The 19,385-nt window shown below is 73.0% G+C and carries 18 protein-coding genes; 9 read left to right on the top strand and 9 right to left on the bottom strand.

Features of this window, described 5'->3' with window-relative positions; genetic code table 11:
- Nucleotides 1-224 precede the first annotated feature (224 nt).
- The 5 genes from ABZ881_RS26355 to dnaA all read right to left on the bottom strand — a co-directional run bounded on the left by ABZ881_RS26355 (nt 225) and on the right by dnaA (nt 7,249).
- Nucleotides 225-779, bottom strand: a complete 555-nt coding sequence (locus tag ABZ881_RS26355) for a DciA family protein (protein WP_358488295.1) — start codon at nt 777-779, stop codon at nt 225-227.
- A 228-nt stretch (nt 780-1,007) separates the two neighbouring features.
- A complete protein-coding gene (recF, locus tag ABZ881_RS26350) occupies nt 1,008-2,207 on the bottom strand; it encodes a DNA replication/repair protein RecF (RefSeq protein ID WP_358488293.1) in 1,200 nt (399 codons plus the stop codon).
- A 7-nt stretch (nt 2,208-2,214) separates the two neighbouring features.
- Nucleotides 2,215-3,150 (bottom strand): phosphogluconate dehydrogenase (NAD(+)-dependent, decarboxylating), encoded by a 936-nt coding sequence (gene gnd, locus ABZ881_RS26345; RefSeq protein ID WP_358488292.1) that lies wholly within the window; start codon nt 3,148-3,150, stop codon nt 2,215-2,217.
- Between the two features lie 122 nt (nt 3,151-3,272).
- A complete protein-coding gene (gene dnaN / locus ABZ881_RS26340; RefSeq protein ID WP_358488291.1) occupies nt 3,273-4,427 on the bottom strand; it encodes a DNA polymerase III subunit beta in 1,155 nt (384 codons plus the stop codon).
- Between the two features lie 1,142 nt (nt 4,428-5,569).
- Nucleotides 5,570-7,249: a chromosomal replication initiator protein DnaA gene (dnaA, locus tag ABZ881_RS26335; protein ID WP_358488289.1), complete on the bottom strand. Its 1,680-nt coding sequence runs from the start codon at nt 7,247-7,249 to the stop codon at nt 5,570-5,572.
- Nucleotides 7,250-7,742: 493 nt separating this feature from the next.
- Between dnaA and rpmH the strand changes: the two genes are divergently transcribed.
- From rpmH to ABZ881_RS26295, 8 genes are all read left to right on the top strand, one after another.
- Nucleotides 7,743-7,880, top strand: coding sequence for a 50S ribosomal protein L34 (gene rpmH / locus ABZ881_RS26330; RefSeq protein ID WP_085915072.1), 138 nt, complete (start codon nt 7,743-7,745; stop codon nt 7,878-7,880).
- 27 nt (nt 7,881-7,907) lie between these two features.
- Nucleotides 7,908-8,324 (top strand): ribonuclease P protein component, encoded by a 417-nt coding sequence (gene rnpA / locus ABZ881_RS26325; RefSeq protein ID WP_358488287.1) that lies wholly within the window; start codon nt 7,908-7,910, stop codon nt 8,322-8,324.
- A gap of 104 nt (nt 8,325-8,428) precedes the next feature.
- Entirely contained in the window at nt 8,429-8,695 is a 267-nt protein-coding gene (yidD, locus tag ABZ881_RS26320) for a membrane protein insertion efficiency factor YidD (RefSeq protein ID WP_358488375.1), read from the top strand.
- Nucleotides 8,696-8,767: 72 nt separating this feature from the next.
- Nucleotides 8,768-9,919 carry a membrane protein insertase YidC gene (yidC, locus tag ABZ881_RS26315; protein WP_358488286.1) on the top strand — a complete coding sequence of 384 codons (1,152 nt, stop codon included), beginning with the start codon at nt 8,768-8,770 and terminating at the stop codon, nt 9,917-9,919.
- A 90-nt stretch (nt 9,920-10,009) separates the two neighbouring features.
- Nucleotides 10,010-10,528, top strand: coding sequence for a R3H domain-containing nucleic acid-binding protein (locus ABZ881_RS26310; protein ID WP_344023853.1), 519 nt, complete (start codon nt 10,010-10,012; stop codon nt 10,526-10,528).
- Nucleotides 10,525-11,199 (top strand): 16S rRNA (guanine(527)-N(7))-methyltransferase RsmG, encoded by a 675-nt coding sequence (gene rsmG / locus ABZ881_RS26305; RefSeq protein WP_358488285.1) that lies wholly within the window; start codon nt 10,525-10,527, stop codon nt 11,197-11,199. Before ABZ881_RS26310 ends, rsmG begins: the two co-directional genes overlap by 4 nt.
- Nucleotides 11,200-11,270: 71 nt before the next feature.
- The gene (locus ABZ881_RS26300) at nt 11,271-12,164 is read left to right on the top strand and encodes a ParA family protein (RefSeq protein WP_358488283.1); all 894 of its coding nucleotides are present in this window, start codon (nt 11,271-11,273) and stop codon (nt 12,162-12,164) included.
- 1 nt (nt 12,165) lies between these two features.
- Entirely contained in the window at nt 12,166-13,134 is a 969-nt protein-coding gene (locus ABZ881_RS26295) for a ParB/RepB/Spo0J family partition protein (protein ID WP_358488282.1), read from the top strand.
- A gap of 1,328 nt (nt 13,135-14,462) precedes the next feature.
- On the opposite strand, the gene ABZ881_RS26290 is transcribed toward ABZ881_RS26295, so the two are convergent.
- The gene (locus ABZ881_RS26290) at nt 14,463-15,413 is read right to left on the bottom strand and encodes a D-alanine--D-alanine ligase (RefSeq protein WP_358488281.1); all 951 of its coding nucleotides are present in this window, start codon (nt 15,411-15,413) and stop codon (nt 14,463-14,465) included.
- Nucleotides 15,414-15,490: 77 nt separating this feature from the next.
- Nucleotides 15,491-16,888 (bottom strand): PLP-dependent aminotransferase family protein, encoded by a 1,398-nt coding sequence (locus ABZ881_RS26285; protein ID WP_358488280.1) that lies wholly within the window; start codon nt 16,886-16,888, stop codon nt 15,491-15,493.
- 280 nt (nt 16,889-17,168) lie between these two features.
- Here ABZ881_RS26285 and ABZ881_RS26280 point away from each other — a divergent pair, with 280 nt between their 5' ends.
- Complete coding sequence (locus tag ABZ881_RS26280) at nt 17,169-17,843, top strand: GNAT family N-acetyltransferase (protein WP_358488279.1); 675 nt, start codon at nt 17,169-17,171, stop codon at nt 17,841-17,843.
- Nucleotides 17,844-17,941: 98 nt separating this feature from the next.
- Here the strand turns inward: ABZ881_RS26280 and ABZ881_RS26275 are convergent, their stop codons facing one another.
- Nucleotides 17,942-19,102 carry an N-acetylmuramoyl-L-alanine amidase gene (locus tag ABZ881_RS26275; RefSeq protein ID WP_358488277.1) on the bottom strand — a complete coding sequence of 387 codons (1,161 nt, stop codon included), beginning with the start codon at nt 19,100-19,102 and terminating at the stop codon, nt 17,942-17,944.
- A gap of 183 nt (nt 19,103-19,285) precedes the next feature.
- A partial coding sequence (locus ABZ881_RS26270; RefSeq protein WP_358488374.1) for an integrase core domain-containing protein occupies nt 19,286-19,385 on the bottom strand: 100 nt, incomplete at its 5' end.

Raw genomic sequence — 19,385 nt, 5'->3', positions numbered from 1 at the left:
GAGCGGCCCGGCCCGGTCGGTCCGACTCCTGACCCGATCCGCACCCTCGTGCCGGTCACGGGGCCGTCATACGCACGGAACGTTTCCGGCGCCGCCGGCCGTCCGGCGCCGACGCCCGGTCACCGGCGCGTCCGGCCGGTGCCCCGTCCGGTGGCGGCCGGCGGCCCGGCCGGACCGTTCGTGGCTGCCCGTGACGGTTCCGGTGGCGGCCGGGCGGGCCGCGGTCAGCCGTAGGTGTCGCGGGGGCCGCGGCCCCGCACGTGCCGCGGCCCGTGCCGCCAGCTCGGCCCGCTCGGGCCGACCACCCGGATCCGGCGCACCACGTCCGGGCCGACCGCCGCGGACAGCCGGGTCAGCAGCTGGCGCTGCAGCGTCCGCAGCTGGGTGGCCCACGCGGTCGACTCGGCCTGCAGGGTCAGCTCGCCGTCGCGCAGCGACACCGGGATGCAGTGGTCGGCGACGTCCGGGCCGACCAGCTGCGGCCAGCGGCCGAGGACGGTGGCGTCGGTCAGCCGGGACGACCAGCCCCGGTCCATCGACACCCGGGACACCACCCGGCCGAACGGCTGCGGGTCCCGGTCGTCCGGCCCGGAGCCGGACCAGCGCCGGCGCCTGCCCTTCCCGGACACCACCCGCAGCTTCGGCCGGGCCTCCTCGGCCCGCTCGTCCGCCTTGCGCGCGGTCGCCTCCCGGGCGGCACGCAGTGCGTCCCTGGCGAGATCGGCGCCGCGCAGACCGGCCCGCTCCCCCGCCAGGAGATCACCCTGCTCTCCGGGCACCCCGCCGCCCGTGACCGGGCCGTGATCGGCGGCCGGATCGTCGCCGGGGCGTCCATCCCCAGGACGCGGACCGTTCGCCCCGCCGTCACGACGCCGTGTCCGGGGGTTCGAGGTGCCGCGGCGCCGCCCGGTCTCCGCCGCTCCGGAGTTATCCACAGAATCCACAGGCTTGTCCCCAGGTCGCCGTGATGCGGTCGAGATATCTGCGACAGGGAGTCGCTGCAACGGTCATGCCGCTCCCCCGTCCGGTTCGCGGACGACCCGCCGGTCCCCGACGTGGAACCGGGCGCCGTCCAGCTCGCGCGGCACGTCCTCGGCGACGGCGGCCGTCACCAGCACCTGCTCGGCCCCGGAAACCAGCCCGGCCAGGGCCCGCCTGCGGGTGGCGTCGAGCTCGGCGAACACGTCGTCGAGCACCAGCACCGGCTCGACGTCGTCGGCGTGCAGCAGCCGGTAGGACGCCAGCCGCAACGCCAGCGCGAAGGCCCACGACTCGCCGTGGCTGGCGTACCCCTTCGCCGGGCCCTCGCCGAGCGCGAGCTCCAGCTCGTCGCGGTGCGGACCGACCAGGCACACCCCGCGCTCGATCTCCTGGCGGCGGACGTCGGCGAGCCGGGCGAGCAGCAGCGCCTCCAGGTCCTCGGCCGACGACGGCAGGTCCGCCACCCCGTCCGTGCCGAGACTGGACCGGTAGTCCAGCCCGATCGGGTCCGACGACGGGGCGACCTGCGCGAACGCCGCCCTGGCGTACGGCGCGAGTGCGACGACCAGCTCCCGGCGGCCGGCGAGCAGCGCGGCGCCGGTGCGGGCGAGGTGCCCGTCCCACACCTCGAGGGTGGTCAGGTCGTCGGGCAGGTCGTCGGCCGGGGGCGCCTCGGCGCGCGGCCGCGACCTCCCCCGCGGCCCGGCCCGCAGCGCCGGCTTCGCCGACTTGAGCAGGGCGGACCGCTGGCGGAGCACCTTGTCGTAGTCCGAGCGGACGCCGGCGTACCGGGGGAAGCGGGCGACCAGCAGCTCGTCGAGGAACCGGCGTCGTTCCGAGGGGTCGCCGCGGACCAGCGCCAGGTCCTCCGGCGCGAACAGCACGCTGCGCAGGATCCCGAGGACGTCCCGCGGCCGGGAGACCGGGGAACGGTTCACCCTGGCCCGGTTCTGCTTCCCGGAGTTGATCTCCAGTTCGACGCCGAGCATGCGGCCGTGATGGTGCACCTCGCCGCGGACGACCGCCTGCTCGGCACCGCGCCGGATCAGCGGGACGTCGGAGGTGACCCGGTGCGAGCCGAGCGAGGCGAGGTACCCGACGCCCTCCACCAGGTTCGTCTTGCCCGCGCCGTTCGACCCGACCAGCACCGTGACGCCGGGGTCGAGCTCCAGCTCGGCCTCCGGCCAGGACCGGAAGTCGGTGACCGAGAACCGCCTGAGGTACACCGAGGGGTCAGCCTCCCGCCGCGGACGCCGGACCCGCCTTGTCACCGGGTGCACCGGCCGGGCCGGAGCGCTTCACGGCGTGCCCGCCGAACTGCTGGCGCAGCGCGGCCACCGCCTTCATCGCCGGGGACTCGTCCTGCCGGGAGGCGAACCGGGCGAACAGCGCGGCGGAGATCACCGGCAGCGGCACGGCGTGGTCGATGGCCTCCTCGATGGTCCACCGGCCCTCGCCGGAGTCGTCGACCCACGCCTCGAGACCGTCCAGGTCGGGATCGTCCTTCAGCGCGGCGACCAGCAGGTCGAGCAGCCAGGAGCGGACCACCGTGCCGCGCGACCAGGCCTGGATGACGCCGGGCACGTCGGTGATCAGCTCGCTGGCCTGCATGAGCTCGAAGCCCTCGGCGTAGGCCTGCATCAGGCCGTACTCGATGCCGTTGTGCACCATCTTGGAGAAGTGGCCTGCGCCGACCGGGCCGGCGTGCGCGAAGCCCTCCTCGCGTGCACCCTCCGGCCGGAGCGCGTCGAAGACCGGCATGGCGCGGGCGATGTGCTCGTCCTCGCCGCCCGCCATCAGGCCGTAGCCGTTGTCCTTGCCCCAGATCCCGCCGGAGACGCCGCAGTCGACGTAGCCGATGCCGTGCTCGGCGAGCAGCGCGGCGTTCGGCCGGTCGTCGGTGTAGCGGGAGTTGCCGCCCTCGATGACCAGGTCACCGGAGCCCAGCACGGTGGCCAGGGTGGCGATCGTGTTCCGGGTGGGCTCGCCGGACGGGACCATCACCCACACCGTGCGCGGTGCGTCGAGCGCGGCCGCCAGATCGGGCAGCGAGGCGACGTCGCTGACCTCGGGCCGGGGATCGAATCCGATCACCTCGTGGCCCGCGGCGCGCAGCCGTTCCCGCATGTTGCCGCCCATGCGGCCGAGTCCGATCAGACCGATCTGCACAGTGAGCTCCTCCGTCCGTGCCACCGGTCGCGTCGTGGAGCCGGCGGGCGGCGTTGATCAGGCCGGGGCCGAGTCTTCCCGTTCCGCCCGCCGGCCGGCGGGCGGGGGAGCGGTGCGCGGACTCAGCCGGGGAGCCGGACCGGCATCAGCAGGTGCAGGTACCCGGACTTCTCCGGGGACGGTGCGTCCTCGGCGTCGTCGGTCGCGGGTTTCGGCACCGGCCGGACCAGCGCCGGCCGGTTCGGCGTGGTGAAGGTCAGCTGCGCGCGGTCGGTGTGCAGCGCGCCGAGCGAATCGAGCAGGTAGCCCGGGTTGAACGCGATGGTCAGCGGATTGCCGTCCAGCGCGCAGGGGACCTCCTCCTCGGCCGATCCGACGTCGTCGCCGCCGGCGGCCAGCCGCAGACCGTCCTCGCCGAACTCGAGCCGGATCTGGGCAACCCGGTCGGCGACCAGCGAGACCCGCTTGATCGCCTCGACCAGCAGCGCCACGTCCAGCTCGACGGCGGTGGTGTGCTCGGCCGGGATCAGCTGGCGGAACCGGGGGAACTCGGCGTCGAGCAGGCGGCTGGTGGACCGCCGGCCGCCGCCGGTCAGGCCGAGCATACCGTCGCCGGCGGACAGCGCGATCTCGACGGTGCCCGAGCCGGCGAGCGTCTTGGCGACCTCGGCGAGCGTCTTCGCCGGGATGAGCACGGCGGTCGAGATCGACGCGTCCTCCGGGACCCACTCGAGCTCGCGCACGGCCAGCCGGAACCGGTCGGTCGCGGCCAGCGTCAGCTGGGATCCCTCGATCTCCAGCCGGACGCCGGTCAGCATCGGCAGCGTGTCGTCCCGGCCGGACGCGACGGCGACCTGGGCGACCGCCGCGGCGAGCGCGTCGGCGGCGACCGAACCGGCCCGCTGCGGCATCTCGGGCAGCTGCGGGTAGTCCTCGACCGGCATCGTCGGGAGGCTGAACCGGCTGTTGCCGCAGTTGATCGTGGCGCGCGCCCCGTCGACCACCAGGTCGACCGGTTTGGACGGCAGCGCCCGGGTGATGTCGGCCAGCAGCCGCCCGGACACCAGCATGCGACCCGGCTCGCCGACCGTGGCGTCGAGCTCCACCCGGGCCGAGGTCTCGTAGTCGAATCCGGAGACCGTGAGCCGTTCGGCGGCCTCGCCGTCGGACTGGATGAGGACTCCGCCGAGCACGGGCACCGGCGGGCGCGCCGGAAGGCTGCGCGCCACCCAGGCAGCCGCGTCCGCTAGGACGTCGCGTTCGACCCGGAACTTCATCGAGAACCTTCCCCGGTAGCGCCTCGGCCCGCTGCCCGTCGCCGGGCCCGGACCGCCGGCGGGACGGCGGTGCGACGGCGAACCGGTGCCCTCCCCCGCTGCGGTGGTGCCGTGCCGCCACCGGGCGGCTGCTGCGGGATCGGGACCCGGGGTTCGCCGGGACGCTCACGGTAGAGCCTCCCACCGACAGTTTCCACGCCGCCCCGGCGGTCACCGGCCGGACGGGCGGCGACCGGGTGTGCCCGTGGAGGGACCCCGTCCGGGTCCCTCCACACGCCTCTTCTTGAGTAGTAGAGAAGAAGGAGAGAAGAACAGACGTAGCAGTAAGGGCTGTGCACAGTGTGGATGGACCTCATCGGCGCTGGTCAGCAGGCCGCGTCGACTGGGGACGTGACGGTGGGGGCATCCGTTGACAGCTTCCCGCGGCGGTGGACGGACGGCCCGTCCACCCATCCGTCCCCGATCCATCCCGGGTTCCGGGGGGAGTTGTCCACGGATCGTGGGGCATCCGTCCACGGGCCCGGCGCGGTCCATCCACAGAGTTGTCCCCAGATGTGGGTGGAAACGTGGTGGATCGTGGACCCAGGGTGATGGAGACCGCAGAGCGAGCGGCACCCTGACGTTGCGCTCTGAACCCACATTCGCCTCATGCGCCACAGACCGGTCGACGGAGGGTGACGACCCGGTCGGCGCGGATGATCACCTGCTCGGGTGGCCGTGCGCCCAGCGCCCATTACCGGACGACGAGCGGACGTCGTGGGAGCGACACGCCAGTGTCGGCACGCCGGACCCGATCGGGATCAGGGTGTGCCGGCTCCGGACGCCGGAGCGGGTCGTCGCCGGGGTACCTGATCATCCCGGGACGGCCGGGAGCGGGCCTCAGCGGCCGTCTGAGGGCTGGTAACCGTGTGGGTGCGACGGAATCGGTCCCGGCGCGGCCGGTGACCGGGGTCGCGCGGCGGTCCCGGCGTCCGCGGCGCTGTGGATCGTGCGGCCGGGCGGTGGACAACTCGGCCGGCGCGGCTCCGACCCGACCCGACCCGACGCCGGGCGCGGGTGCGACGCCATGGGTCGCGAGCGCGACACCATGAGTAGAGGTGCGACGCCGGTGCCGCCGGTGCGAAGGCGAGGCCGGCGCGGAGTCAGTGCCGGGCGCGCAGCTTGATCCGCGCGGTCAGCTCCTGCACCTGCTCGAAGGTCTTCCGCCGGAGCGAGATCTCGTTGCGGATCTTCTTGTCGGCGTGCATGACGGTCGTGTGGTCCCGGCCGCCGAAGGTCTGCCCGATCCGGGGCAGCGACAGGTCGGTCAGCTCGCGGCAGAGGTACATCGCGATCTGCCGGGCCTGCGCGAGCGCCTTCGTCTTGCCGGGCCCGGAGAGGTCGTCGAGCGTCACGCTGAAGAACTCGGCGGTCACCGCCATGATCGTCGGCGCGGTGATCTCGGAGGCCGCGGAGTCGGGGATGAGGTCGCGCAGCACGATCTCGGCGAGCTGGGTGTCGACGGCCTGCCGGTTCAGCGACGCGAAGGCGGTGACCCGGATCAGCGCGCCCTCGAGCTCGCGGATGTTGCGCTCGATCCGCTCGGCGATGAACTCCAGCACCTCGCCGGGCACGGCGAGCCGGTCCTGGGCGGCCTTCTTGCGGAGGATCGCGATCCGGGTCTCCAGCTCGGGCGGCTGGATGTCGGTGATCAGCCCCCACTCGAAGCGGGTCCGCATCCGGTCCTCGAGCGTCTCGAGGCGCTTCGGCGGCCGGTCGGAGGAGACGACGATCTGCTTGTTCGCGTTGTGGAGGGTGTTGAAGGTGTGGAAGAACTCCTCCTGCGTCCCCTCCTTGCCCTCCAGGAACTGGATGTCGTCGACCAGCAGCACGTCGACGTCGCGGTAGCGGCGCTGGAAGGCGACCTTGCGGTCGTCGCGCAGGGAGTTGATGAAGTCGTTGGTGAACTCCTCGGTACTGACGTACCGGACCCGCATCCCGGGGAACAGCCGCTGGGCGTAGTGCCCGACGGCGTGCAGCAGGTGGGTCTTTCCCAGCCCGGACTCGCCCCAGATGAACAGCGGGTTGTAGGCCCGCGCCGGCGCCTCGGAGACGGCGACCGCGGCGGCGTGGCTGAACCTGTTCGACGCGCCGATCACGAACGTGTCGAAGGTGTACCGCTCGTTGAGCCGGGTCTGCGAGCGCGGCGCGACCGGGTCACCGGCCTGCGGCGCGGTGTAGGCGGGCCACGCGGTACCGCCGGTGTCCCGGGCCGGCGGATCGGGCTGGGTGGCCTGCGGGGCCCAGCCGCCGGGCGACACCGGGGCGGGATCGGCCGGGTATGCGGGACCCCGGTCCGGTTCGGCGGCCACCTCGCCGGCGGCGGGTTCGGTCGCCACGGCCGTGCCGGTGTCCGGCTCCTCGGTCCGCGGGGACGGCTCGCCGGCCTGCGGGCCGGACCGGTCGACGGCACCGGTGTCCCGGGCGCTGTCGCCCGCCGATCCGCTCCGCGCGAGACCGAACCCGGGCGGATCGGGGACCTCGGTGCCGCCGGAGGCCGCCGAGGCGTCGACGACGACGGCCAGGTTGACCGAGACGCCGAGGTGCCTGCCCAGCGCGTCGCTGATCGGACGGCGCAGGATCCGCTCGATGGCGTCCTTGGCGAACTCGGAGGGGGCGGCGAGCAACGCGGTGCCGTCGAGCAGCCCGAGCGGCCGGGTGAGCCGGAGGAACGCGCGCTGCTGGGGGGACAGGGCGGGGGCGCCGGATTCCGCCGAGGAACCCGACAGGTCGGCGATGACCCGGTTCCAGACCCGGCCGAGATCGCCCGGCTGGTCGGTCATCCGCGGTTCCCCTTCCCGCTCGGCCGCCGTCCGCGGCTGCTCCCCCCGGACCAACCGGCCCTCACTCGCTCGGACGCGTCCGCTGCACCTGCGGGCAGATGTATCCCCAGAGTTGTCCACACTTGTGCGCAAATGTACGCAGCACGCTCCGCCCGGCTCGCGGCGGGGCCGCCGGACGGGTCGTCAGTGGGTTCGGTCCTGGTGCGGACGATCGTTACGCCCGCCACGGAGCAGCGGGAAAGGGGACGCTAGCAGCCGGGGCCCGCCCCGGCGCCCCGGGGGCGGCCGGTCCGGGGGCGGTTTGACCCCCTCGAAACGCGCTGCGTACCCTTGACACTCGGACACTGGTCAGGACGTGCATGACGTACGTCCAGCGCGCACCCGTTCGCACGCGGGCAGCGTGGCGGCCGGTGGCCCACGAACCAGTGCCAGTGACCGTAGAGATCATCGGCGTCGCAGGGCGCCTGCGAGCCGCCGACCAGGAGAGCCGACCGTGAGCAAGCGTACTTTCCAGCCGAACAACCGCCGCCGGGCCAAGACGCACGGTTTCCGGCTGCGCATGCGCACCCGTGCCGGCCGCGCGATTCTCGCCGCGCGCCGCCGCAAGGGGCGCACCAACGTCTCGGCCTGACGGCCGGCACCCCGACCGGCCAGCGCCGTGTTGCCGGCACACGCCCGGCTCACCCGCCGGCCAGACTTCGCCTCGACGATCCGGAACGGCCGACGTGCCGGGCGGTCGAGGCTGGTGGTGCATCTCGACCCGACCCGCCCCGGCGGCGTGCCCGAGCACGCCTCGCCGCGGGCGGGTTTCGTCGTGAGCAAGGCGGTCGGCAACGCGGTCGTCCGGCACCGGGTGACCCGTCGTCTGCGGCACCTGGTGGCGGACCGGCTGGACACGCTCCCGGCCGGTGCGGCACTCGTCGTACGGGCGTTGCCGCCGGCCGGCAACGCCACGTCCGCCGAGCTCGGCGCGGACCTGGACTCCGCGCTGCGGTCGGCGAGCCGTCCGCGCCGGCCGAGGTCCGCACAGCCGGACGCCCGGAAGCCCGCCGCTGCGCCGACGGCGCTGCCGTAGCCGAGGAGGACGTGGTGAGCGAGGAGTGCGAAGCCGCCGCCCGCGGACCCGGCTGCCCCGACGGCGGCGACCCGCCGGCGCCCCCCGCGGGGCTCGGTGCCCGGGTGGCGATGGCGATGGTCCGCTGGTACCAGGTCTGGATCTCGCCGAACCTGCTGCCCAGCTGCCGTTTCCACCCCAGCTGCAGTGCCTACGCCGTCGAGGCGCTCGGCATCCACGGGCTCGTCTGGGGCCTCGGGCTCACCGCGTGGCGACTGCTGCGCTGCGGGCCGTGGCACCCTGGCGGGTGGGACCCCGTGCCACCCCGGCGACCTCGCGGAACACCGCGGACCGGCCGGGAACCCGGCCAGGCGTCCACCGACCCGTCCTGAACCGAAGGCCTCCAGACGGCGCGGCCCGCCGCACAGCGTGCCCGACCCGAGACCCCGAGGAGCAACACACCCGTGCTGGACTTCATCTACTACCCCGTCAGCTTCATCATGTGGGTCTGGCACAAGGTGTTCGGCTTCGTGCTGGGCGACGACAGCGGTGTCGCCTGGGCATTGTCGGTGGTGTTCCTCGTCTTCACCCTGCGGCTGATCCTCTACAAGCCGTTCGTCAGCCAGGTCCGCTCCATGCGCAAGATGCAGGAGATGGCGCCGGAGATGCAGAAGCTCCGGAAGAAGTACGCCAACGACCGGCAGAAGCTCGCCACGGAGATGCAGAAGCTCCAGCAGCAGAACGGCGCCAACCCGATCATGGGTTGCCTGCCGATCCTGGTGCAGATCCCGGTCTTCATCGGCCTGTTCCACGTGCTGCGCGAGTTCAAGCCGGGCAAGACCGAGAACTACGTGTTCAACGCCGCGGAGAACGCGTCGTTCGTCGACTCCGACTTCTTCGGCTCCAAGCTCGGCGCCGCGATCTGGCCGCTGCAGAACACCTCGTCGGTCGCCGACCTGGGCGGGAACCTGGTCTCGCAGTGGATCGTCATGGTCCCGCTGATGATCATGGCCGGTATCTTCACGCACGTCACCGCGCGGCACTCGGTCGCCCGCCAGCAGGCGCAGATCGCGGCCGGCACCGTTGCGGCGAACCCGCAGGCCGAGATCATGCAGAAGCTGATGCTCTACGTGTTCCCGATCGGCGTCGTCGTCGGTGCACCGTTCCTGCCGCTCGCCGTCCTCTTCTACTGGGTCGCGAACAACCTGTGGACGCTCGGCCAGCAGTGGGTCGTCTACAAGCGGATCGACGCCGAGGAGGCGGAGAAGGAGCAGAAGGCGACCGAGTCCGCCAAGGCGCTCGCGCCGCGTCCGGGGCAGAAGCCGGTCCGCAAGGACGGGAAGGGTACCGCGCAGGACGTCCGCCGGATCGCCGACGAGCCGCTGGAGGCCGATTCCACGCAGGGCTCGGACGGTGCCTCCGCCGAGGGCGGGTCGCCGAACGGCTCCACCCCGAACGGCTCCACCCCGAACGGCTCCAGCGCGAACGGCTCGGGCAACGGTGCGGGCGCGAACGGCGCCGCGAAGAACGGCAACGGTTCCGGCGGCAAGAAGCCGGGGGCGAAGCCCGTGCAGCGCCGCCAGGGAACGAAGTCCAAGCGCGGCAAACGCCGCTGACCGACCCGCGGCGCCCCGCGGCCCCGGCGGACCCCACCGCCGCGCGGGCCCGGCGCCGCGCACCTGCCCACCCCAGCGAGAGGAGATCCCGTGTCCACCACTGCTCAGGACGGCGGCGTCCAGGACAAGCCGTCCGGTGACGAGCTGCTGATCCAGGAGGGCGACGTCGCAGGTGACTACCTGGAGCGTCTGCTCGACATCCTGGACTACGACGGCGACATCGATCTCGACGTCGACGGCGGCCGCGCCATCGTCAGCATCGAGGGCGCCGAGGGCGACACCGACCTGGAGAAGCTGGTCGGTGACAAGGGTGCGGTGCTGGAGAGCCTGCAGGAGCTCGCGCGGCTCGCGGTGCAGCAGCAGCTCGGCAGCCGCAGCCGGCTGATGCTCGACGTGGCGGGCTGGCGCAAGCGCCGCCGCGACGAGCTGACCGACCTGGGTCTGGAGACCGCGCGCGAGGTCAAGCAGTCCGGGCAGTCGGTCCGGCTCCGTCCGATGACGCCGTTCGAGCGCAAGGTCGTGCACGACGCGGTCGCGACGGTGAAGGGCGTCATCAGCGAGAGCGAGGGCGAGGAGCCGCGCCGGCAGGTCGTCGTCCACACGAAGTGAGTGCCGACGGGGTGCCGACCCCGGACGTCGCCGCGTCGGTGTTCGGCGAGCGACTGCCCTCGGCGGTCCGCTACGTCGAGCACCTGGCGACGTCCGGGATCGAGCGCGGGCTGATCGGGCCGCGCGAGCGGGAGCGGTTGTGGGACCGGCACGTCCTCAACTGCGCGGTGCTCGCAGAGGTGGTACCGCCGGACGCGAAAGTGGTCGATGTCGGCTCCGGCGCCGGGCTGCCCGGGATACCGTTGGCGCTGGCCCGCCCGGACCTGCGGATCGTGCTCGTCGAGCCGCTCGCCCGCCGGGTCGACTGGCTGGACGAGGTGATCTCGGACCTCGGTCTCGACATCGCCGTCGAACGGGGGCGTGCCGAGGAGCCTTCCGTTCTGCGACGATGGGAGGGCGCCGATGTGGTCACCGCCCGAGCGGTCGGGCCACTCGCCCGGCTCGCGGGGCTGTGCCTCCCGCTGTTGCGGACCGGTGGTGCGATGCTGGTGCTGAAGGGTGCCTCCGCTCCGGAGGAGATCGCGCGCGATGTGGACGCGGTCCGGCTCCTCGGGGGCGGCGACGCCCGGATCCACGAGTGCGGTGCCGGCGTCGTCGATCCGCTGACCACGGTGGTCGAGATTCCGCGTATCGGCGCGCCCCGCCGCAACCGGAGGAAACAACGGCGATGATGAGCAGGACACCGTCCTCGGCTGTTCCACGTGAAACATCACCAGGGGAATCGACGGAGAGAGGGCCGCGCGTGAGTCTCGGTTGGACCCCCATCGCGGACGAGGCCGAACGTGCCGCCCGCGTGCTGCATCCGGATCGGCACAGCATGCCCCGGCCGGCCGAACGCCGTGTCCTGACCGTCGCCAACCAGAAGGGCGGCGTCGGCAAGACGACCAGCACCGTGAACCTGGCCGCCGCGCTGGCGATGCACGGGATCCGCGTGCTGGTGATCGACCTCGACCCGCAGGGCAACGCGAGTACCGCGCTGGGCGTCGAGCACCGGACCGGAACGCCCTCGGTCTACGAGCTCATGCTCGGCGAGATCCCGCTCGAGGAGGCCGCGGTCACCAGCACCGCGTCACCCAACCTGCTCTGCGTGCCGGCGACCATCGACCTGGCCGGCGCCGAGATCGAGCTGGTCAGCATGGTGGCCCGGGAGTCGCGGCTGTCCCAGGCGCTCGCTGACGAGCACCTGGACAAGCTGGACGTCGACTACGTGCTGATCGACTGCCCGCCCTCGCTCGGCCTGCTGACGGTGAACGCGCTCGTCGCCGCCTCCGAGGTGCTCATCCCGATCCAGTGCGAGTACTACGCGCTGGAGGGGCTCGGCCAGCTGCTCAGCAACATCGACCTGGTCCGGTCGCATCTCAACACTGCGCTGCACGTCTCGACGATCCTGCTGACCATGTACGACGGGCGGACCAAGCTGGCCGACCAGGTCACCTCCGAGGTCCGCCAGCACTTCGGTCCGACGGCGCTGCGCACGGTCATCCCGCGCAGCGTGAAGGTCTCCGAGGCACCCGGCTACAGCCAGACCGTGCTCGAGTACGACCCCGGCTCGCGCGGCGCGATGAGCTACGTCGACGCCGCCCGCGAGATCGCCGAGCACGGGGCCTCCGGCGCCTACCGTGCGGGCGGGCACTGAGATGGCCGAACGCAAGGGTGGCCTCGGGCGCGGCCTCGCCGCGCTGATTCCCACCGCACCGGCCGAGGACGGCCCGGGCCCCGGGAGCGCCGCCGGCGCCCCGCTGCACCGGCCGGACCGGTCCGCGCGCCGGGACGGCACCGACGCGGAGACCTCGGTCGTCGACGGCGGTGCCGAGTACCGGGAGATCCCGCTGAAGCGGATCGTCCCGAACCCGAAGCAGCCGCGGACCCAGTTCGATGAGGAGCAGCTCGCCGAGCTGGAGCACTCGATCCGCGAGTTCGGGCTGCTCCAGCCGATCGTGGTGCGCCGCGCCGGCCGCGACTTCGAGCTGATCATGGGCGAGCGCCGCTGGCGGGCCGCCCAGCGGGCCGGCCTGGACACACTGCCCGCGATCGTCCGGCACACCGGCGACGACGTCATGCTCCGCGACGCGCTGCTGGAGAACATCCACCGCGTCCAGCTCAACCCGCTCGAAGAGGCGGCCGCCTACGAGCAGCTCCTCGCCGAGTTCGGGGTCACCCACGGCGAGCTCGCCGACCGGCTCGGCCGCAGCCGTCCGGTCGTCACGAACATGATCCGGCTGCTGAAGCTCCCGGTGACCGTGCAGCGCCGGGTCGCCGCCGGAGTGCTGTCGGCCGGGCACGCCCGGGCACTCCTCGGCCTGGAGGACGCCGGCCGGCAGGAGGAGCTCGCGACGAGGATCGTCGCGGAGGGCATGTCGGTCCGAGCGACCGAGGAGGCCGTCGTGCTCGCGCGGCAGGACGGCCCGGCGCGCGAGCCGCGGACCCGCAAGCAGGGGGTGCAGCGGCCCGAGTTCACCGACATGGCGGACCGGCTCTCCGACACCTTCGACACCCGGGTCAAGGTGGAGATGGGTCAGCGGAAGGGCCGGATCGTCGTCGAGTTCGGTTCGGTGGAGGACCTCGAGCGGATCACCGGCATGATGGGGCTGCGCGACCAGGGCTGACCCCTCCCCCGGTTCGCCCGGCAGCCGGGATCTGAGGGCGCCCCAGATCGGCCGCTGGGCGCCCGGCGCCGGGGTCGCCGCACGGATCTCACCCCGGCAGGGTGCCGGGCGTGGCCAGGGGCGGACTGAGCCGCTGTTCCGGGCGGTGGGGCGCTGGTCCCCGTCGGCGGCACGGTCCGGGCCGGCGCTGTCGGCCGCCTGGCGGGCCGTGCGCGGTGGCACGGTCGGCCAGAACAGCGTCGGACTGCGGGGTGTGGGGCCGAGGCGCGTCCCGGGTACAGCGCTCGGTGGTCGTGCGCGGATGGCGTAGGCCGGGCGCCGGCAGAGGTCGCTCGCGCCTTTCATGGTCTCCGCTCGGGGCCCGGCGCCACGCCGTTGCTGTTCCCGAGGCACCCGGCGTTCCCTCCCCCGGGTCGTGCGTGCTCATCCCGGACGGGTGCGCGCCGGCCCGGGCATCGGTGCTTCGGCCGGAGTGCGTTCGCTGGGCGGGCCGGGCCTCGTCTGCTCAGCGGCCCGGATCGAGCACCCGGTGGGCGGGACGACGGTCGCCGCGGCTGCGCCGGGTGGGTGTCCTGACGACCCTCGGGGTGTTGGTCTCCGCTCCGGAGGGTCGGCGGTCGCCCTGGAGTGTCGGGGATCCTGTACCGGCGTGCTCGGGCTCCGCGCCGGCGTGCCCGGGCTCTGCCTCGGAGTGCGTGGGTTCCGAGCTCGCGTGCTCGGGCTCTGTCTCGGAGTGCGTGGGTTCCGCGTCGGCGTGCCGGGCTCTGTCTCGGAGCGTGTGGGGTCCGCGCAGGCATGCTCGGGTCCGCGCGGACCTGCGCGGGCTCCATCTCGGAGTGCGCGGGCTCTGCGCCGGTGTGCTCGGCTTTCGCGCCGGCGTGCTCGGCCTCAGCTCTCGCGTTCCTGGCTCTGCCTCGGAGCGCTGGACCCCACTCCGGCGTGTCCGGCTTCGGCGCTGACGTGTTCGGCCCCGCTCTCGCGCGCCCCGACCGCACCTCGGAGGCACCGGCCGGATCCGCGCCCGGTTGGACGCGCCTGCGGTCCGCGCCGGCCGGTGTGCGGCCCGGGCCCGCCGCGAGCCCGCCGGCAGGCGACGGGCGCGGCCCGGCCCGGCGCACCCGAGCACCGGCCGGAGCCGCGCTCCCCTGGCTGCCCGGGCCCGGCGCAGGCGGATGCCGGATCGACGTCCGGACCGTCCGGAGCCCTGCGGCCCTGGCCCGAGTGATCGCAGCTCGGTCCGGAGTCCGGCCGTGCCGCACCGGCTCCGCGCGGTGCGGGTTTCACGTGAAACCGGCGCGCCCACATCCACCGGTTTCACGTGGAACATCTCAGCCCGGGCGGGAGGCCGCCCGTTCCACCAACGCCTGGTACACGGTCGCCAGGTCCGAACCGGCGGCGGTGACCGCGGTCGGGAGCAGCGACGTGTCGGTCAGGCCGGGCGACACATTCATCTCCAGTACGTGCACCCGCCCCTCGTCGTCGACGATCGCGTCGGTGCGCGAGAGGTCCCGCATGCCGAGCAGGCGGTGCGCGGCGAGCGCGGTCTCCGCCAGCGTGGCCAGGACATCGTCCGGGAGCCGGGCCGGGCAGTGGAAGCTCGCCGCCCCCGGCGTGTAGCGGCAGGTGTAGTCGTAGAAGCCGGACGGCACCTCGACCTCGACGGCGGGCAGCGCGCGCGGCTCGTCGCCGTCGTGCACGACCGACACCGCGACCTCGGTTCCGCTCACGAACTGCTCGGCGAGCACCGTGTCGGCGTAGGCGAACGAGCTCACCATCGCGGCCGGGAGCTCGGCGGCGTCACTCACCACCTGGACGCCCAGCGCCGATCCCCCCTGGTCCGGCTTGAGCACCAGCGGGAGGCCCAGCCGTTCGACGATCGCGCTCAGCACCCCCTGCGCGCCGAGCTCCCGGAACGTGGAGTGCGGCAGTGCCACCCAGTCCGGCGTCGTCAGCCCGGCGCGGACCAGCTCCGCCTTCACGCTCGGCTTGTCCCAGGCACGCCGGCAGGCTCCCGACGGCGTGCCCACGAACGGGATGTGCAAGAGCTCCAGGATCTGCTGGACGGCCCCGTTCTCCCCCTCGCCGCCGTGCAGCGCGACCGCGACGACGTCCGGGCGCTCGTCGTTCAACCGGCCGAGGAGCGCGCCGTCGACGTCCCATTCCCGCACGTCCACGCCGTTCGCACGGAGTGCACCGGCGAGCCGGCGGCCGGACCGCAGCGACACCTCGCGCTCGTGGGACAGACCTCCGGCCAGCACGGCCACCGTTCGATCGCTCACCCGGGCATTCTGCTCCATGCCCCGGAGACGGGAACGCCCCGGACCTTCCGGTCCGGGGCGTTTCACGTGAAACACGGTCAGGTCGTGTCGGGCGCCGGATTGTCCGAGCCCCGCTTGAGCTCCGGCCGGTCCGGTGTGCCGAACGTGCGCACCACGTCGAGCTCCGCCTCCAGGACGGCCGCCAGCCGGCGGACCCCCTCGGTGATCCGCTCGGGCGTCGGGAAGCAGAACGACAACCGCAGCTGCCGGCTGCCGTACCCGTCGGCGTAGAAGCCGGTTCCGGACGCGTACGCGACCCGTGCGGTCACCGCGCGCGGCAGCATCGCCTTCGTGTCCACGCCGGCCGGCACCGTGAGCCAGACGAAGAACCCGCCGTCCGGCACCGTCCAGCTGCACCCCTCCGGCAGGTGCGCCTCGAGTGCGGCCAGCATCGCGTCGCGCCGCTCCCGGTAGTTCTCGCTGAACGTCTTGATCTGGCTGCGCCAGTCGTGATGCGACAGGTACCGGGACACGAGCATCTGCGTGAAGCTCGGCGGGCACAGCGTCGCCGACTCCGCGGCCAGCACGAGCCGGTCGCGGACCAGCGGCGGGACCAGCGCCCAGCCGACCCGCAGGCCGGACGCGAACGTCTTCGAGAACGACCCGAGGTAGATCACGTCCGGGTCGAACGACCGCAGCGCGGGATGCACCTCGCCGGTGAAGCCGAGCATCCCGTACGGGTTGTCCTCGATGACCATGACGCCGTAGCGGCGGCACAGATCGAGGATCTGCGGCCGCCGCTCGTGGGCGAGCGTCACGCCGGCCGGATTGTGGAAGTTCGGGATCGTGTACAGGAACTTCGGGGTGATGCCCTTCCGGGACAACGACTCCAGCGCCTCGTGCAGGAGCGCGGGGACGAGTCCGTGCTCGTCCATCGCCACGTGCACGACGCGGGCCTGGTAGGCGGCGAAGCTGCCCAGCGCGCCGACGTAGGACGGTCCCTCGGCCAGCACGACGTCGCCCGGGTCGACGAAGATCCGGGTGAGCAGGTCGAGCGCCATCTGCGAGCCGACCGTCACCACGACGTCGTTCGGGTCGCCCTCGATCCCCTCCTCGCGCATGACCTCGCAGATCTGCTCACGCAGCTGCGGCACACCCTGCGCGGAGCCGTACTGCAGCGCGGTCATCCCGTCGACGTCGACCAGCTCGGCGACCTCGGAGGCGAGCGACTGCAGCGGCAGCGCCGCGAGGTTCGGCATGCCGCCGGCCAGCGACACGACCTCCGGCCTGCTCGCGACGGCGAACAGCGCCCGGATCTCCGACGCCGTCATCCCGGCCGTGCGCGCCGCGAAGCGCTCGGTGGGGGGCAGCAGCGCCGGCGCCACGGACCCGTCCGGGAGCGGGGCCGGAACGACGCCCTCCCCTGCCGCTGCGGCCGCCGCCGCTGCCGCGGTGCGGCGGGCGTCGGGCTGCTGCGGACGATCGGGCGAGGCCATCGGGGTGCTCCCCTTCGACGAGATGAATGGTCGGCCGAGTGTAACCACGACGGGTGATCGGCTTGCCCTTCGTCGTCACGGAGGGACCGGTGGGCCTTTCCGGGGTGACGGTGGCGCCGAATTCCGCTTACCCTCGGGGCAGGCGGATCGCCGGGTCCATTGCGGGGACCGGATACAGCGACGGGGGCTGTTGCGCCGGTTCGGGGGACGATCTCCGGGGCCGATCGTTCCGCGGATGTGCGCGAGTCCCGCGCGACGACGACAGCCGGAGGTTCGATCCGTGTCCTGGCATGTGGCCGCGCTCAATCTGGACAATCTGGGTGATCTACCCAAGCGCTGCCGGAATTGTGTCTACTGGGAACTGTCTCCGAAGCTGGCCGAACAGGCCGACGGTTACGGCACCACCGATCTGGAGAAGGAAGCCTGGCTGTCCGAGGTCCTGCTCGAGTGGGGATCCTGCGGCCGGATCGTCTACGTCGGCGGCGCTCCCGCCGGGTACGTGCTGTTCGCCCCGCCCGCCTCGGTCCCCCGGGCCGCCGAGATGCCGACCGGCCCGGTCAGCGCCGATGCGGTGCTGCTCACGACGATGCAGGTGCTGCCGGAGTTCTCCGGGGAGGGACTGGGCCGCGCGCTCGCCCAGGCCGTCGTGAAGGAGCTGGTGCGCCGCGGCGTCCGCGCCGTCGAGGCGTTCGGTGACGCCCGTCCCGGGACCGAGGCCGACTGTGTCGTGCCGGCGGACTTCCTCCGGTCGATCGGGTTCAAGACCGTCCGCCCGCACCACAGGTGGCCGCGACTGCGGATGGAGCTCCGTTCCGGAATCGAATGGAAGTCCGATGTCGAGGCCGCTCTCGAACAGCTGTTCAACACGGTGACGATCCCGATGCAGGCCCCGGCGCCGGTCGCGACGAAGACCCCCGTTCGGGCCGGCCGCTGCCAGGCGTCGAACAGGTCCTGAACACGCGTCAGCGGCGATCTCAGGGCTTCCTGAGATCGCCGCTGATCGACTTCCGGGGCGGCCCCGGTGTCCGGGGGCCGGGAAACGTCGGAATAGGCCTAAACGGCCCGGATCTGGTCCCTGCCGTACTCGCGGGCCAGCACGTCGTTGAAGGTGAACGTCCCGGTCGGCTGGTCGTCCTGGCCGAGCAGGTAGAGCCGCTTCACCGCGACGAGGATGCCCTCGGCCACCACGTCCCGGAAGCCGGGATCGAGCAGCTTGCGCCGGTCCCCCAGGTGGGTCAGGTAGCCCGTCTCGATCCGGACGGCCGGCATCCGGGTCCGCCGGACGAGCTCCCAGGTGCAGGTCTGGCTCCGGCAGTCGAGCATCGACGTCCGGGTGAGCAGCTCGCGCTGGATCAGCCCGGCGAGCGCCTCCCCCACGTTCGACGTGGTGCCGGAGCCGTTGCCGAAGTAGTAGGTCGCCAGTCCCTGGGCGTTCGGGCTGAAGCTCGCGTCGGTGTGCAACGACACGACCAGATCGGCGCCGACCTCGTTCGCGAACTCGGCGCGGTCGGCGTCCGGCGGGTCCCCGTTCTCCGGCCGGGACAGCAGCGCCTCCATACCGGTCGCGGACATCCGTCCGACCAGCCGGTGCGCCAGGTCCCACATCAGGTCGGCCTCGGTGACGCCGGCGACCTCGACGCCGCGGTCGTTCCCACCGTGCCCCGGATCGATCACGATCCGCTTGCCGCGCATCCGGGGCCCGGCCCGGCGCAGCAGCTCCTGCTCGCGCAGCAGGTGCGGACGACCGCCGGTCACCTTGCGGCCGAGCTGGCGCAGCGCGCGCAGCGTCTCCGGCCCGCAGACGCCGTCCGGGACCATGCCGTAGTCGCGCTGGAAGCGCATCAGGGCCTGCTCGGTCTGCTGGTCGAACAGACCGCTCGGGCGGCCGGAGTTGTACCCCAGCTCGAGCAGCCGCTCCTGCAGCATCGCGACGTCGTCGCCGGTGGTCGGGGTGGAGAGGGTGAACGACAGCATCCGGTCGCCCAGCGTCCACCCGGCCTCGCGCAGCGCGCGGGCGGTGTCCGGGCCGACGATGCCGTCGGTGATCAGGCCACGCCTCTGCTGGAAGACCCGGACGGCGTGGTCCACGGCGTCGTCGAACTGATGCCGGGACGCGGAGCCCGCCGGCAGTTCGGGCAGCAGACCGAGCTGCTGCAGCGTCACCCGGACCTCGAGAACAGCAGGACCGAAGTCACCGCGCCGGAGCAGCTGCATGCACCCCTCGCTCGCAGTCGATGGCGCCGTGTTGCGCCCCGTTGTCGGTTGGTCGCACCCGGTCGAACCGGGCGACGGCCGACGACCATTGTGCCCTGCCCGGGCCGCGAGGTAGTGCAGCGGGGCGTACACGCGCGTGTCCCGGTTGTGATCAACCGGGACACGCAGCGTGATCTCGATGCGCTAGATGTGATGCCCAGCCAGGTTGGTCAACCTGGTGATGGGCGCGGCCTTCCCGATTGCTGAGTGGGGCCGGTGGTGGTTGTACTCGTGGAGCCATGCT

It is taken from the genome of Pseudonocardia sp. NPDC046786, from assembly GCF_040645415.1.
GTDB classification, from domain to species: domain Bacteria; phylum Actinomycetota; class Actinomycetes; order Mycobacteriales; family Pseudonocardiaceae; genus Pseudonocardia; species Pseudonocardia kongjuensis.
The sequence above is the reverse complement of the archived record's forward strand: the minus strand, read 5'-3'. Positions and strand labels throughout refer to the sequence as shown.